The organism is Wolbachia endosymbiont (group A) of Ophion costatus, assembly GCF_963969245.1.
GTDB classification, from domain to species: domain Bacteria; phylum Pseudomonadota; class Alphaproteobacteria; order Rickettsiales; family Anaplasmataceae; genus Wolbachia; species Wolbachia pipientis.
The window spans coordinates 282,972-297,455 of the sequence record NZ_OZ017714.1; the positions used below are offsets into that span (position 1 = coordinate 282,972).

13 protein-coding genes and 1 pseudogene are annotated in these 14,484 nt (G+C 34.8%); 10 read left to right on the top strand and 4 right to left on the bottom strand.

The features are described from left to right. Positions 1–84: 84 nt before the first annotated feature. Positions 85–1,524: a hypothetical protein gene (locus AACH21_RS01490; RefSeq protein ID WP_338482632.1), complete on the bottom strand. Its 1,440-nt coding sequence runs from the start codon at positions 1,522–1,524 to the stop codon at positions 85–87. Positions 1,525–1,659: 135 nt separating this feature from the next. Here AACH21_RS01490 and AACH21_RS01495 point away from each other — a divergent pair, with 135 nt between their 5' ends. Then, positions 1,660–2,934: an APC family permease gene (locus AACH21_RS01495; RefSeq protein WP_010082345.1), complete on the top strand. Its 1,275-nt coding sequence runs from the start codon at positions 1,660–1,662 to the stop codon at positions 2,932–2,934. Between the two features lie 276 nt (positions 2,935–3,210). After that, a complete protein-coding gene (locus AACH21_RS01500; protein WP_338482593.1) occupies positions 3,211–4,167 on the top strand; it encodes an IS5 family transposase in 957 nt (318 codons plus the stop codon). Positions 4,168–4,342: 175 nt separating this feature from the next. Here AACH21_RS01500 and AACH21_RS01505 read toward each other — a convergent pair whose 3' ends face one another. Then, entirely contained in the window at positions 4,343–4,795 is a 453-nt protein-coding gene (locus AACH21_RS01505) for a hypothetical protein (RefSeq protein ID WP_338482634.1), read from the bottom strand. A gap of 140 nt (positions 4,796–4,935) precedes the next feature. Here AACH21_RS01505 and AACH21_RS01510 point away from each other — a divergent pair, with 140 nt between their 5' ends. Beyond that, positions 4,936–5,970: an aspartate-semialdehyde dehydrogenase gene (locus tag AACH21_RS01510; protein WP_012673309.1), complete on the top strand. Its 1,035-nt coding sequence runs from the start codon at positions 4,936–4,938 to the stop codon at positions 5,968–5,970. Between the two features lie 452 nt (positions 5,971–6,422). Here the strand turns inward: AACH21_RS01510 and AACH21_RS01515 are convergent, their stop codons facing one another. Then, positions 6,423–7,379, bottom strand: coding sequence for an IS5 family transposase (locus tag AACH21_RS01515; RefSeq protein WP_265029812.1), 957 nt, complete (start codon positions 7,377–7,379; stop codon positions 6,423–6,425). A gap of 34 nt (positions 7,380–7,413) precedes the next feature. Here AACH21_RS01515 and AACH21_RS01520 point away from each other — a divergent pair, with 34 nt between their 5' ends. Next, a complete protein-coding gene (locus AACH21_RS01520; RefSeq protein ID WP_338482635.1) occupies positions 7,414–7,602 on the top strand; it encodes a hypothetical protein in 189 nt (62 codons plus the stop codon). 278 nt (positions 7,603–7,880) lie between these two features. On the opposite strand, the gene AACH21_RS01525 is transcribed toward AACH21_RS01520, so the two are convergent. After that, positions 7,881–8,381, bottom strand: a complete 501-nt coding sequence (locus AACH21_RS01525) for a Smr/MutS family protein (protein WP_236514444.1) — start codon at positions 8,379–8,381, stop codon at positions 7,881–7,883. Positions 8,382–8,473: 92 nt separating this feature from the next. On the opposite strand from AACH21_RS01525, the gene rlmB reads away from it, so the two are divergent. The 6 genes and pseudogenes from rlmB to AACH21_RS01555 form a co-directional block, all read left to right on the top strand. Further along, entirely contained in the window at positions 8,474–9,238 is a 765-nt protein-coding gene (rlmB, locus tag AACH21_RS01530; RefSeq protein WP_236514443.1) for a 23S rRNA (guanosine(2251)-2'-O)-methyltransferase RlmB, read from the top strand. Positions 9,239–9,317: 79 nt separating this feature from the next. Next, the gene (locus AACH21_RS01535; RefSeq protein ID WP_010962942.1) at positions 9,318–10,040 is read left to right on the top strand and encodes a Bax inhibitor-1/YccA family protein; all 723 of its coding nucleotides are present in this window, start codon (positions 9,318–9,320) and stop codon (positions 10,038–10,040) included. Beyond that, positions 10,041–10,577, top strand: a complete 537-nt coding sequence (locus AACH21_RS01540) for a cytochrome c oxidase assembly protein (RefSeq protein ID WP_006279376.1) — start codon at positions 10,041–10,043, stop codon at positions 10,575–10,577. Positions 10,578–10,747: 170 nt separating this feature from the next. Further along, positions 10,748–11,734, top strand: a complete 987-nt coding sequence (locus AACH21_RS01545; protein ID WP_236514441.1) for a quinone oxidoreductase family protein — start codon at positions 10,748–10,750, stop codon at positions 11,732–11,734. Between the two features lie 495 nt (positions 11,735–12,229). Then, entirely contained in the window at positions 12,230–13,198 is a 969-nt protein-coding gene (locus AACH21_RS01550; protein WP_236514440.1) for an IS110 family transposase, read from the top strand. Positions 13,199–13,378: 180 nt separating this feature from the next. Next, positions 13,379–14,361, top strand: a pseudogene (locus AACH21_RS01555) (IS4 family transposase); the annotation flags it as partial. Positions 14,362–14,484: the final 123 nt, after the last annotated feature.

A 14,484-nucleotide genomic window follows, 5' to 3' on the forward strand; every position in this document is an offset into this window, starting at 1 on the left:
AACTAGTAGCGGAATGACGAATTTGTTGTTTTAAAATTGTCAGTAAATCTAAGTTAGTTTAGCTATATAGCACGAACTAAACCACTAAGCAGCAGAAGACCTTGCATGACCTCCAAAAAATGCTTTTACTCTTTCAAGATAAGTAGGTGGTTCTGCAGGGATTTCTATTTCATCTATTTTAGAATATATTGCCGCGTCTACGACTTCATCCGTTATTAACTCCCTTAACCTTTGTTTTATCTGCCCTCTCTGAATATGCTCCCCATAGTCGTTATAAAACTTTACATATAATTCCTTAAACACGAATTCTTTTATAGTATCTCTTGTATAAGAAATGCCGTCCTTTACTTCATCACTCACGTTGCTCAAATCCACCCCAGAACTTGGTGAATACAAATTATCAAAATTTTCTTTCAAAACTTTTATTTTATGGTAGTGCTTATCCACATATTTCTCAAGAAATCTTTTAGTAGCATTACCAGCCAACTTCCCCATTAGCTGAGGCTCCAGTTGAGCTGCAAAGTTGTTTTCTGCTTCAAGGCCACTTAATGCATAAATAATACGGAGAAGCATTCCAGGACCACATTGGCGGTTACTTTCTTCAAAGCGAACCAGTAATATAGATTTCAATAGTTCTACGTCTGCATTTTGCTCTCTTGCCGCAATTAAAACTAAATTTATAGCCTGTGTCAATGTCAATCCGGTTTGTGAATCTACCCAATTTACCCACTCCCCAGTTTCATAACCATCCAATCTTAGATAAGGTTCTATCATTCGTTTTTGCTGACTTGTTAAACCGCTTATATAACTTTTAAACTCTTCATCCAACTCATTTAACGGCGTACCATGTTCTTCCTTTAATTTTTTGGCACATTCAATAACGCTTTGCTGAAAACTTCTAGTATGAACGCTCTGACTACTAGTACCCACATCACTTACATTAAACAAAAAGCTTAGCTGCTTTACATTCAAACCCAAAGGTGAAAAGAGTTTTACTGATGGATATTTTATTAACTCAAGAAGTGCTACTGGAATTAGCAGTGCATAATTTAACAATAATAAACCAAAATTAAATATAAGAAACCCACGTAGAGCTGATACCTTTGATGCAATATACAAAAATGGAAGCTGTAGGTAATATATCAAGTGTATACTGAAGAATAAGATTTTGTCCTTTAATTTTATTGTTGGATCTTTATAAACCTCAAACAACATGCTATTGCTATCAATATTGTTGTTTTTAAAGGAGGTATAGTTGTTTATGATCTTCTCTTGCAAGGGAAGAAGCATTTTATTCAGGCAAATAAACGCAGCAATAACAATAAAACCTGTAGCCAAAAATGCTAGTGCAGGGCTAGAAGTGCTTGTAGATAAATAGGCATAAAGACCATCAACAATTAAGTTTTTGTATAATCTTTCAAAGGGACGAACTAGAATCGGGTCAAGGATATAGTTAACAAGAAGATTTAAATAATACACGAGAAACAAAAGTGCAATCAAAAATGCTTTTAATCTCGGATTCATAACCCCCTCTTAATAATCTGTTAATATAATCTATTTTAGGAATAAATTGAAAAAAATGCAAGTTTTTATGTTAAAAGATCAATTGAAATTTCTGAGTTTAGGGTATATTGTTAATCTATTTAGATAAGAATTATTGTGTCAAATAAAATAGGTTTTTGGGCTATTTTTGCCTTAGTGATTAGCAGCCAAATTGGCTCTGGAATTTTTATGCTTCCAATTAGCCTTGCTCCATATGGCATGTATAGCCTTATAAGCTGGATAATATCAGGGCTTGGTGCTATATCTCTTGCTTTAGTTTTTGCCTCACTCTGCGCAAAATTTCCGGAAACGGGTGGCCCTCACGTCTATGTAAAGCATGCTTTTGGCCCTGCTGCAGCTTTTTTTGTTGGTTGGACGTATTGGGTGATCTCATGGGTTAGCACAACAGCCGTAATAGTTGTGGGTGTTGGTTATCTTACACCATTTTTCCATGAAGATATTCAAAACGTACATCTGTTTTTAGAGATGTTATTACTTACAATTATTACACTAATAAATTTTAGAGGAGTAGCTACTGCTGGACGTGTTGAGTTTTTATTGACGGTGATAAAAATTTCTGTATTGCTTGTAATACCTATAGCAGCATTGTTTTTTTTTGATAGAAATAACTTCATCATAAGTGAAGAAATATCAAATCTTACAACATCGCAGATTCTTGCCCGTTCTACACTTATTACTCTATGGGGTTTTATTGGAGTTGAATTGGCAACAGCACCTGCAGGGTCAGTTGATAATCCAGCTAGAACAATACCAAGAGCTGTGGTACTTGGAACAATCTCTGTTGCTGTTGTGTATTTTATCAACAATCTTGCAATTATGGGATTAATAAATGGCAATGATTTAGCAAGTTCAAGAGCACCATATGTTGACGCAATAAAAATTATGGCCTCTGGCAATTGGCACTTGATTATTTCTATAACTGCGTTCATTTTTTGTGTTGGTACTTTAAACGCTTGGGTACTAGCTAGTGGACAAGTGGCCCTTGGCCTTGCAAAAGATAAACTGATGCCACAGTTTTTTGCTCAAAGAAACAAGCACGGTTCTCCTTTCTGGGGCATAACAACTAGCTCAGTTGGAACTGCAACTTTACTAATCCTCACTTCAAGCAACAATTTTGCTAAGCAGATCACATCAATTATCGACTTTTCTGTAGTTTCATTTTTATTTGTTTACCTTGCATGCAGTCTTGCTTTTCTCAAAGTTATTGTGCAAGAAAAGAGTTGTTACAAATTTTTAATTGGCAGTATAGCAACAACCTTTTGCTGCTGGGTAATATTTGAAACTTCTGTGAATACCTTGCTGATCGCAAGCTTATTCACTGCAAGTGGCGTACCTCTTTATTTATTTTGGTATCGCAGAGTTTCTGTATAGCAAATGTTATGTATCTGTTCAGCAGAGTGGCAAAATAAGGTAGACGAGAAAAGACAACTATAGGAAGAAATGGGTGTCATGCCAGTGCGTGACACTGGCATCCAGTTCTTTCGCGCAGTTCCATCAAAAACGTTGTAAAGGATTAATCGCTTTCGTGTTTACCAACTTAGTGCCCAATCTGGATCCCAGTGGGCTTTGTTGCATAGCAACTGAAAAATCTGGTGGCTACTGACAAAATTCATTATAAAATAGCCATTTAACCTTGAAAGAAAAAATATGCCACAAAAAATGAGGGTCAGTAACCATAGCGAATATAACAAATTTCTAGAAAAAAGAGGAAATATTTTTCATTATATCAACGAAGCCATAGAAAAGTGGTACGAGAATGGTCCAAAAATACCAGGTGGCAACAATATTTATAGCGATAAAGTTGTAATTTTGGTGCACATAATAACTTGTTTATTTAGAATAGGCCTGAGGCAAACAGTTGGGTTTATAGCAGGATACCTTGAGCAAATTGGGAAAAATTTGCAAGTTATCAGCTATTCACAATCATCAAGAAGGTTTAAGAAACTCAATATTAAGATCAATGATTGCAGAATTGATAAAAATAATATGGAAGATATCGAAATTGCTATAGACAGTACAGGAATTAGTATATACAACAACACTCCTGGTCATAGCAAAGAAAATAGCGAAGATAGAAAGTATCGCAGCTATGAACAGACAAGAAAATTGCATGTAATGTTGAATACAAACAGCAAAAAAGCCATAGCTGTAAAATACAGTAACGGTATCTACTCTGATCACTATGGAGCTTGTGATTTGCTAAAAGAAGTCGATTTTCAGTATGTCATAAAAGTACTATATGCAGATAGGGCATATGACAGAGAAAAGCTCTATAAGCTGTGTAATCAATATGGTATAAAAACGAAAATTCCTCCGAAAAACAACGCAGCAGAGCATCCAAAATTGGATTATATGCTTGATAGAAATGCCGCTATTCAGTTAATGAAATTACATGGTGAGAATGGTATAAAAAGATGGAAAGAAGAAGTAAATTACGGAAAAAGATCGTATATTGAAGGATTTTTCTCAAGGTTGAAGCGAATATTTGGGTTTAGTTTTAGGAGCAAATCTGAAATTAATCGTGAGAAGGAACTGCTACTCAAGTGTTATTTGCTTAACAAATTTACTGAAATAGGCATGGCTAAGTTTGAGATAGCTTCATGAATTTATTGTACGTTACCTACTATCCGAAGAGCGATGCAACAAAGCCATCCCAGTGTCACGCACTGGGATGACAAGAAAGGGAGCACTGGAATTTTTGTTTCAATATTTGTACATAAGCCATGCATCTGAACAGATACAATGTTATAACTAGAGATAATTTTTAAATGATTGATATTTATGAACTACGACTTTTCTTGTTGTCCACTTGTTCAACATTACCCTTCTCAAGTTTACTATCTACTTCTTTTGTGTGTTCATCATCTATACTAGTTTCATCTTTTATCTTACTAGGGTAATCTTCCTGCGATTTTTTATATGCTTCCATGTTGTCATATATAGGGTTACTGATGATTTCTATTTTTTCAGGTGTGAAAATCCTTGCTAAAAATCTCCTTATTATTGGTATTGACCTTAAGAGATCTCTTAGCTTTGAAGATTCTTGTCTTTTGTTTAGAGACTGTTGGTCTATTTTAGAGGTTTTTACACCATACTTTTTATCATCAAAATTTATTGTAGGCTTTCTTTTATTCGAAAGAACACTTTGGGCCTTTGATCCATTGGCTCCTTCAGGCCCTTGAGGTGTAGAAATTGCAGGTTTAACCTTAGTTTCATCGTATTCCTTACTCATCTTTCATTTCATTATGTAATATTACTAATATTGCATAATAATAGCTAAATTACAATTAATTGCAAGGTAAAAATATTAAAACAATTGTAAATTTTGTCAGTAAAAATATAATAGAACTTTGAAATTAGAGGTTCATCTATATGGGATACAAAATTGCTGTTATTGGAGCAACCGGAAGAGTAGGGCGTGAGGTATTAAGCACGCTTGCTGAATTTCAAGATGAGGCGATAGATTGCGTTATTGCACTTGCATCGAAAAAATCAGAAGGGAAGAAGGTGAGCTTTGGTGACAAAGAGTTAACAGTTTTATGCCTTGAGGATTATGACTTCGTTGGAACTAATGTAGCCATTTTCTGTGCTGGATCTCATGTTTCTGAAGAGTATGTACCAATTGCAACACAGGCTGGATGCATCGTGATAGATAACAGTTCCCATTTTAGAATGAAAGAGGGTGTGCCACTCATTATTCCAGAGATTAATAAAGAAAAAATTATGGAATATAAAAACCACAACATAATATCCAATCCAAACTGTACTACAATACAGATGCTGCTAGTACTACATCTATTACACCAAAAAGCAAAAATAAAGAGAATCGTTGCTTCAACTTATCAATCAACTTCTGGTGCAGGCAAAGCAGCAATGGATGAGCTCTATGACCAGACAAAAAAAATCTTTATGAACGAAGCTAAAAAACCCAAGATATTCTCTAAGCAAATAGCATTCAATTGCATTCCCCATGTAGGAGAATTCATGGAAAATGGTTCTACAGAAGAGGAATGGAAAATGCAAGAGGAGACAAAAAAAATTTTAGAGGAAGATATAAAAGTTACTGCAACTTGTGTAAGGGTGCCCGTCTTTATCGGTCACGCTATGGCAGTAAATGTGGAATTTGATCAACATATCACTGAAGAACAAGCTCGTGAAGTGCTAAGTGAAGCCGAAGATAGTGGAGTTTTAGTGTACAACAGGCGTGAAGATAGTGAATACATAACTCAAATTGATGTTGTACAGGAGAATGCTGTATATGTATCGCGTATTAGAAGAGACAATACTGTTGAGCACGGATTAAATATGTGGATAGTGGCTGACAACCTGCGCAAAGGCGCAGCATTAAATATAGTGCAGATTCTTGAGATTTTGATAAGAGAGCATTTGTCAATCAAGTGCATATAGAGCGCACGTACGTTGTAATTCGAAGGAAATTTGTATACCACATGGCAGCGCGTGACGCTGGAATGGCTTTGTTGCATCGCTACTTATGAAAGGCTAACTATAATTAGGATTATAAGCAACTTATTGAAAATCTTGTTTTTTTTGCAATCAATCTGATCAAATTTAAGAATAGTAACTTGTTATTTATATTAATAAATTTAATTCTATTGAAAATAGCTAAAGCATTGAAATTCTTGAATTTTAGCCGGATTAGTGAGTGGTAGTGAAATTTCTTTTACTCAAATTTAGGTATTCACTGACCGTTCTTGTTATAAATACCAGAATAATAAGCTACTGATATTCTCCACCTTTTTTATCTTTAATCCATCATAGCTAGCGATGCAACAAAGCCGGCTGGATTCCAGTGGGCTTTGTTGCATCGCTCTTCGGATAGTAGGTAACGTACAATAAATTCATGAAGCTATCTCAAACTTAGCCATGCCTATTTCAGTAAATTTGTTAAGCAAATAACACTTGAGTAGCAGTTCCTTCTCACGATTAATTTCAGATTTGCTCCTAAAACTAAACCCAAATATTCGCTTCAACCTTGAGAAAAATCCTTCAATATACGATCTTTTTCCGTAATTTACTTCTTCTTTCCATCTTTTTATACCATTCTCACCATGTAATTTCATTAACTGAATAGCGGCATTTCTATCAAGCATATAATCCAATTTTGGATGCTCTGCTGCGTTGTTTTTCGGAGGAATTTTCGTTTTTATACCATATTGATTACACAGCTTATAGAGCTTTTCTCTGTCATATGCCCTATCTGCATATAGTACTTTTATGACATACTGAAAATCGACTTCTTTTAGCAAATCACAAGCTCCATAGTGATCAGAGTAGACACCGTTACTGTATTTTACAGCTATGGCTTTTTTGCTGTTTGTATTCAACATTACATGCAATTTTCTTGTCTGTTCATAGCTGCGATACTTTCTATCTTCGCTATTTTCTTTGCTATGACCAGGAGTGTTGTTGTATATACTAATTCCTGTACTGTCTATAGCAATTTCGATATCTTCCATATTATTTTTATCAATTCTGCAATCATTGATCTTAATATTGAGTTTCTTAAACCTTCTTGATGATTGTGAATAGCTGATAACTTGCAAATTTTTCCCAATTTGCTCAAGGTATCCTGCTATAAACCCAACTGTTTGCCTCAGGCCTATTCTAAATAAACAAGTTATTATGTGCACCAAAATTACAACTTTATCGCTATAAATATTGTTGCCACCTGGTATTTTTGGACCATTCTCGTACCACTTTTCTATGGCTTCGTTGATATAATGAAAAATATTTCCTCTTTTTTCTAGAAATTTGTTATATTCGCTATGGTTACTGACCCTCATTTTTTGTGGCATATTTTTTCTTTCAAGGTTAAATGGCTATTTTATAATGAATTTTGTCAGTAGCCACCAGATTTTTCAGTTGCTATGCAACAAAGCCATTCCGGTGTCAAGCACTGGAATGACACCATTTGCTGTGCAGTTTACCTTCAAAAATGAATGTTCGTACAGCTATGGAATAAATCGCGGTATGACGGTTCGCAGCGGTATAGTAACTCGTCACCCCGCTACTTGTTAGCGGCTGAGATACCGCGGCGGTATGACGTAGAAGCTATACTTTTATACTCACCAACTCAGTATCCAATCTGGATCCAAGTAGTCAAGCTATTCGGATGACACCCTCATAAAGTGAAATGAGATCCCGCTAACACGTAGCGGGATGACGGGAAAAGAGGTACTGGGAGACATCCTTCCTGGTAGACCCAAATCACAATGTTCGCACAGTTGTGCGTCACGCGCTGCCGAACACTGTATGGTTATACAAGAAAAATTAAGGCTTAAAAGGAATTTTAAGTATCAGGACTCAAGGTTTTTATTCCTTCTTAATAAAACATAAAAAGCCCCTTTACCACCATGTTTTTTCGTAGCTTGTTGGTAGTATAGAACCATATGCTGGATTTTAGTGTCATTTAACCATTTATTTAAGTTACTCTTTATAGTGTCTGTTTTATTTGTTGCACTGCCGTATCCCGTAATTACCAATAAACATCTATTTCCTGCTCGATAATTTTTGATAATAAAATCTATCAATTTACAGTAAGCATCCTCTATATTATAGCCGTGCAAATCGAGCTTATCGCTTATAAAATATTTACCCCTATCAATCTTTGATTTTGTGTTGTAGTCAAGACAAAATGATGAGTTACTATTATTGGTATTAAGAAAATTCCCTTGTAAGTCGGAGGTACCTTTATCAACCATAGACTTTATATTTACTTTATGATCAACTTTCAAAGTAACTTTTCCACATTCTATTGGCTTAACATTTTTTTGCCAATCCAACTCATCGTCCGACATAAACGCATTAATCGAATTGTATAATTTTACAACAATATCCAAACATAGTAAAATGTTGCTTATTCTATAAAAACCCGATTTTCAATAATACGATGAAATCGTCAAAAACTAATGAGAATTTTTGGCTGTATGGAAAGCACACCTGCATGTCAGCACTGAAGAATAAAAATAGGCGGTGTATAGAACTGTTAGCAACAGAAAATTTCTATAGAGAGCACAAAAAAGAAATTAGGCAATGTGTAGACAGTAAGGGCATTAAAGTTCGATTAGTAGAAAACAAAATACTTAATGACGTTTTACCCAAAGGTGCTAACCATCAGGGAATTGCTTTAAATGTTGCCCCTATTCTTTATAACTTAAGCATTGAAGAAATAGCTGAAAGCTCAAACGACAGCTCTACTATAGTCATTTTAGATCAAGTCACTGACACGCACAATATTGGGTCGATTTTAAGAACTTCAGCTTGTTTTAATGTCAACGCATTGGTTTTACCACATAACCATTCACCGAGTGAAAATGCATCTATTGCAAAAGCAGCAAGTGGGGCTTTAGATATTGTTCCGCTAATATACGTTACAAATATAGTAAAAACTATGCAGTATTTAAAAAAGGTCGGCTACTGGTGTTACGGGTTTGATTGCAATGCTAAAGAAAATATAGATGAAATAAAGAGTCTTGAGAAAAAAAGAGTAATTATTTTTGGTTCTGAAGAGAAAGGAATGCGGAGGTTAGTTAAAGAAAATTGTGATTATCTTTTAAAGATCCCAATATCAAACGTAATTGACAGCTTAAATGTTTCAAATGCAGCAGCAATAGGCCTATATTCTATTTATATTAAAACAAATGCCAGCGCATAGCTGTTTATAATAAAAACACTTGATAAAAATGTGGTTTTATATTATAATGTGTTAAATAATGGACAAAAGGAGTTATATTATGTCTTATATGAGAAATGAACAGGATATTCGCTCTCAAGGCGTTTACTATAGCGCTGGGCTTAGAAGTTACCTAACTAAAGTATACAATTACATGGCTTTAGCTTTGGGCGTCACAGGGCTTGTTGCATTTTTAACAGTATTTTCTGGTCTTTTTCAAGTAATTTATTCTAATCCCGTTCTATCGCTTGTGGTAATGTTATCTCCGGTTGCATTGGTGTTCTACATGTCTTATAGAATTCAACACCTAAGTGCTCAGTCTGCCGTTACTATATTTTTCTCGTTCTCAGTGTTAATGGGGCTTTCCTTATCTTATGTTTTTATAGTTTATACTGCAGAAAATATAGCAAGGGCGTTTTTCATTACATCAATCATGTTTGGCTCTATGGCTTTATATGGCAATACTACAAAAAGAGATCTTACAAGTATGGGCTCTTTCTTGATTATGGGAGTTTGGGGGTTAATCATTGCGTCTATAGTAAATTTATTTCTTGGAAGTAGTCCTCTCCACTTTGCAATATCGTTCATATCAGTAATAGTCTTTACCTTAATGACTGCGTATGATGCTCAAAGAATCAAGGACGTTTATTATAAACATAATGACGGATCAGAAGTTGCTACTACTAAATTGGCAATACTCGGTGCAACTAATCTTTATTTTGACTTTATTAATATATTTCTCAATCTACTCAGGTTACTTAACTTGTTCAACAATAGGGATTAGATGTTTTCCTTTTTAAGGAAAGGCAGTAAGAATTCTATAGTTTTCTTTTTAGTATCTTTAGTTGTGTCGATGATATGTCTTGCATATGCATCGGTACCTCTATATAGCATTTTCTGTAAAGCTACTGGGTATGGTGGCACAATAAGAAAAGTAACTAACACAACAACAAATATAACTAACCAAAAGATCAGGGTCCATTTCAATGCTGATATAATGTCCGATCTACCTTGGGAGTTTAAATCAGAAACTAACTACGTTGACGTAAACATAGGAGAACAAAGTTTAGCGTTTTATTACGCAAAAAATCTATCTGATCAACCTTCATTTGGAATGGCGGTGTATAACGTTACGCCTTTCAAAGCAGGTAAGTATTTCAATAAAATTGCATGCTTTTGTTTTGAAGAACAAATGTTGCTACCAAAACAAAAAGCAGCTATGCCCGTATCTTTTTATATAGATCCTGAGATAATGCTTGATAACAATACAAAAGATTTGAGCGAAATAACACTGTCATACACGTTTTTTAAGCTTAAGTAACAGAATGTTTGCAAACCATGTCATTTCAGTAATCAATAGGGTGTCATCCAAGTAGCTGACACTGGAATGACAGGAGGTAACGCAAAAAGTCTATTGATTGTGAAAACAATAACTTTGCAAAATATTAATTGTTAGATAACATAATCAAAGTTTTTGTCTTAATATTCATCATGGTTAGAGCTATACAAATTAAAAAAACTGGGGGACCAGAAGTATTAGAATTTGTAGATAAGAGCATAGGTGAGCCAAAAGGCGAGGAAGTCTTAGTGCGTCACACAACTATCGGCTTAAATCGTTATGATTTAGAGCACAGAAAAGGTACACGCAAAATTAAAAATTTACCATCAGTGCTTGGAGTGGAAGCAGTTGGGGTTATTGAAAAACTTGGTAAAAAAATCAGTGATGGATTCAAAGTTGGAGACAGAGTTGGATATTGCACAGCTCCTCCAGGGGCATATTGTGAAAAGCGCATTATACACCAGAAATATCTGATAAAAATTCCAGATGACATATCTGATGAAGTTGCTGCTGCAGTGCTGTTTAAAGGTATGACAGCTCACTATTTAGTTAATCAATCTTATAAAATCAGGCCTGGTGCTTTCGTGCTAGTTCATGGAGCTAATGGTGGCTTAGGGCAAATAATATGTCAATGGGCAAAGGATAAAAAAGGTGTAGTGATAGGTTCTGTAAGCTCTGATGAAAAAATGAAGATAGCTTTACAAAGTGGCTGCACATACGCAATAAACTACAATGATAAAGACTTCGTTTCTAAAATTATGGAGATTACGCAAAACAGAGGAGTAGGTGCAGTGTATGACCCCATAGGTTACGCTACAAGTAAGCTCTCTTTTGAATCTTTAGGCAGGTTCGGCATATACGTTTCCTATGGGCAGATATCAGGTAACGCTCCTATTAGTTTTTCTTTACTTAGTTCACGTTCGTTATTTGCAACTGGAACCTCAATATACCATTATAAGCATGATAGATTCACATTAGTGCTTACCACAATGGAAATCTTCGAGATGATAAGAAAAAAACTTTTAACTGTACGGATCAATAAAAAATATAAATTTGATGAAATAATTCAAGCACATCACGATATGGAAAATAGAAAAACGAGTGGGTTAAATATTATTAAAATCTCTCAAATAAATTAATAGTTAAAATTAACCATTCATTAAATTATATCAACTAGAATTTCACATATTTAATTCTCCTTTTGGGGGAATTAAAAGCATATAGCTAAACTGACTTAGGCTTACCGACGATTTGAAAAACCATCATTTCGCTACTCGTTAGCGGAATCTATACCGCGAATAGACTTCTTGCATAACCCAAATTAAGTAGAAAGAGGTATCATCCGAGTAGCTGACACTGGTTCCTTTATGACGGTAGTAGCCCCCCTTCTCCTGTCATTCCAGTGCTCTCTTCTTGTCATCCCAGTGCCCAGACACTTGTATCTTTATGATGTGAGGCATTAGAGCTAAAATACCTCACAGGGAGGGTGAAGCTGATGCGACACTAATGCCATTAAGCCAGATTTTGCTTCCCTCCCATAGAGTTAAAGACTGAACAGTATCTTTTGGAATTATATCCCGTATTACAAGGTTAGTCTAAACTCTCAGTTTATTTATAGTCTTGGAGGCAATTTTATGCAAGTAAATGCTATTTTGGGTGTGGATATTTCAAAAAAGAAATTTGATGTTTGTTTGTTAGTGGACAGTAAAAAACGACACAAAGTCTTTCAAAATAATCAAGATGGTTTTGCAAAACTTGTAGTTTGGTGCAATGGCCATGGAGCAAATCTTACTCATTTATGTCTTGAAGCAACTAGTTGGTATGGAGAAGATTTGGCTACTTTTATGCACGATTTAGGACATAATGTCAGTATAGTAAACCCAGCCCAAATCAAAGCTTTTGGCAAAAGTGAGCTGCTCAGAAATAAGACAGATAAATCAGATGCAGCTATGATAGCTAGATTTTGTATCGCCAACAAACCTGCTCTTTGGAAGCCCATTGCACCTGAAATGAGGCATTTGAGGGAGCTTTACCGTTGCATGCAATCGCTAAAAGATGATAAGGTGCAACAGACAAATCGCTTGGAAAACAAAAATATGCATTCCAGTTGCAAAGAAGCTATATCTAAAGTAATTTTGGCAATAGAGGAGCAAATTATTGTTCTCGAAAAAGAAATTAATGAGCATATAAATAACTATCCACATCTAAAAAATATGGTGGAAAACCTTAAGACTATAAAAGGTATAGGATATCTTACTGCTGTTGCTGTTGTCGCAGAAATGCCATCAGTTGATAACTTTGACAATGCTAAACAATTTACAGCTTTTGCTGGTCTAAATCCAGGACATTATCAATCGGGATCGTCAGTAAGTAAGAGAAGTTGCATATGCAAAATAGGATCTGAGCGTATTCGAAAAGCTCTTTATATGCCAGCTATAGTAGTCAAAAACCATAATAATCATTTTCAAAAGTTTTGTCAGCGTCTAGCAAGTAAAGGCAAATGTCCAAAAGTCATAGTTCTTGCGTTAATGCGAAAATTAATGCATGTCTTTTTTGGTATTCTTAAAAATAATCAACCATTTAATTGTAATTTTGTTGGATAATTTGTTTGACAGCAGAGACAGTATCTGGGATCCAGTTTCACCTTGTGATGGTGTCATGAAAGTAGCTGACACTGGTTTCCATCCAAGACGGTGTCATTCCTTACTATTACCCACAAATATAAATGTACTTATAAATAAAGTATTACAATATTAGAGTTTGCAAATATTGAGGGTATAAAAATGGCAAACGAGAGTAATGAATGGGCTAAAAATGAATTTGGAGATGCTGTACTTGGAGATAAAAGATTAACTGACCGATTAGTAAATATTGCTGACAGTTTGATAAGTTTACCTGAAAGCTCAATTAATGAGGCATGCGGAAGTTGGTCAGAAGCAAAAGCAGCATATCGTTTTTTTTAAAATGAGAACGTAAAAGAAGTCGATATTCTAGCTTCACACATTGATAAAACAGTTGAGAGAACAAAAGCTCACAAGAGGGTTCTTGTCATTCAAGATACCAGTTACATTGTATATAATAACCATAAAAAAACAAGCGGATTAGCAAATTTGTCCAGTTATGATACTGCAAAAGGTATTATAATGCATACAGATCTTGCCGTTAGTATAGAAGGTTTGGTACTAGGGATACTAGATCAAAAAGTTTATTCAAGACCTGAAGAAAATGAGAACCTTAAAAAAAAGAGCGATCGCATTGAAGATAAAGAAAGCGTAAAGTGGTTGGAAACTTTAAGAAAAACAAATAATATTATTGATCCAACTCAAACTGAGACTATAACTGTATGCGATAGAGAAGCAGATATATATGACTTTTTTGAGCTTGCACATAGTCTTAATTCGGCAGTGCTAGTTAGAGCATGCAGAGATAGAGCAGTAAATAGAAAATCTCGATATCCTGAAAAAGGTGAGCAGAAGTTATGGGCATTTATTAAATCCTCTCATTGTGCAGGTACGGTAGAAGTTGAAGTTCCTGTAAAAGATAATAAGCCAAAAAGAACAGCACGTTTGGAAGTTAGATTTGGAAAGTTTATGATGAATCCATCTAAGAATAATATTAGGCATAAGACGGAAGAACTACCTAAATTACCACTTTATGCAGTTTATGTTGTTGAGAAAACTCCCCTTCCCTTAAAAAAAAACCGCTAGAATGGATGCTATTAACGAATCTTTCAGTTAATACTTTCGATGAAGCTGTTGAAAAAATTAGTTGATATCAACTATGTTTTTTAAAAATTTTTTTATTTGTGTAATTTTGCAAATTATATGGGCAATAAAAACCCGTTTGTCATAGAAATAGAATTTTATATCAAACAGCTACCACAGCAATT

What these genes read in the sequence shown, in the direction of transcription:
- AACH21_RS01510 (WP_012673309.1), top strand. Translation starts at nt 4,936, where the DNA reads ATGGGATACAAAATTGCTGTTATTGGAGCAACCGGAAGAGTAGGGCGT.
- AACH21_RS01550 (WP_236514440.1), top strand. Translation starts at nt 12,230, where the DNA reads ATGCAAGTAAATGCTATTTTGGGTGTGGATATTTCAAAAAAGAAATTT.
- AACH21_RS01535 (WP_010962942.1), top strand. Translation starts at nt 9,318, where the DNA reads ATGTCTTATATGAGAAATGAACAGGATATTCGCTCTCAAGGCGTTTAC.
- AACH21_RS01490 (WP_338482632.1), bottom strand. Translation starts at nt 1,524, where the DNA reads ATGAATCCGAGATTAAAAGCATTTTTGATTGCACTTTTGTTTCTCGTG.
- AACH21_RS01520 (WP_338482635.1), top strand. Translation starts at nt 7,414, where the DNA reads ATGAATTTTGTCAGTAGCCACCAGATTTTTCAGTTGCTATGCAACAAA.
- AACH21_RS01545 (WP_236514441.1), top strand. Translation starts at nt 10,748, where the DNA reads ATGGTTAGAGCTATACAAATTAAAAAAACTGGGGGACCAGAAGTATTA.
- AACH21_RS01505 (WP_338482634.1), bottom strand. Translation starts at nt 4,795, where the DNA reads ATGAGTAAGGAATACGATGAAACTAAGGTTAAACCTGCAATTTCTACA.
- rlmB (WP_236514443.1), top strand. Translation starts at nt 8,474, where the DNA reads ATGAAATCGTCAAAAACTAATGAGAATTTTTGGCTGTATGGAAAGCAC.
- AACH21_RS01540 (WP_006279376.1), top strand. Translation starts at nt 10,041, where the DNA reads ATGTTTTCCTTTTTAAGGAAAGGCAGTAAGAATTCTATAGTTTTCTTT.
- AACH21_RS01515 (WP_265029812.1), bottom strand. Translation starts at nt 7,379, where the DNA reads ATGCCACAAAAAATGAGGGTCAGTAACCATAGCGAATATAACAAATTT.
- AACH21_RS01500 (WP_338482593.1), top strand. Translation starts at nt 3,211, where the DNA reads ATGCCACAAAAAATGAGGGTCAGTAACCATAGCGAATATAACAAATTT.
- AACH21_RS01525 (WP_236514444.1), bottom strand. Translation starts at nt 8,381, where the DNA reads ATGTCGGACGATGAGTTGGATTGGCAAAAAAATGTTAAGCCAATAGAA.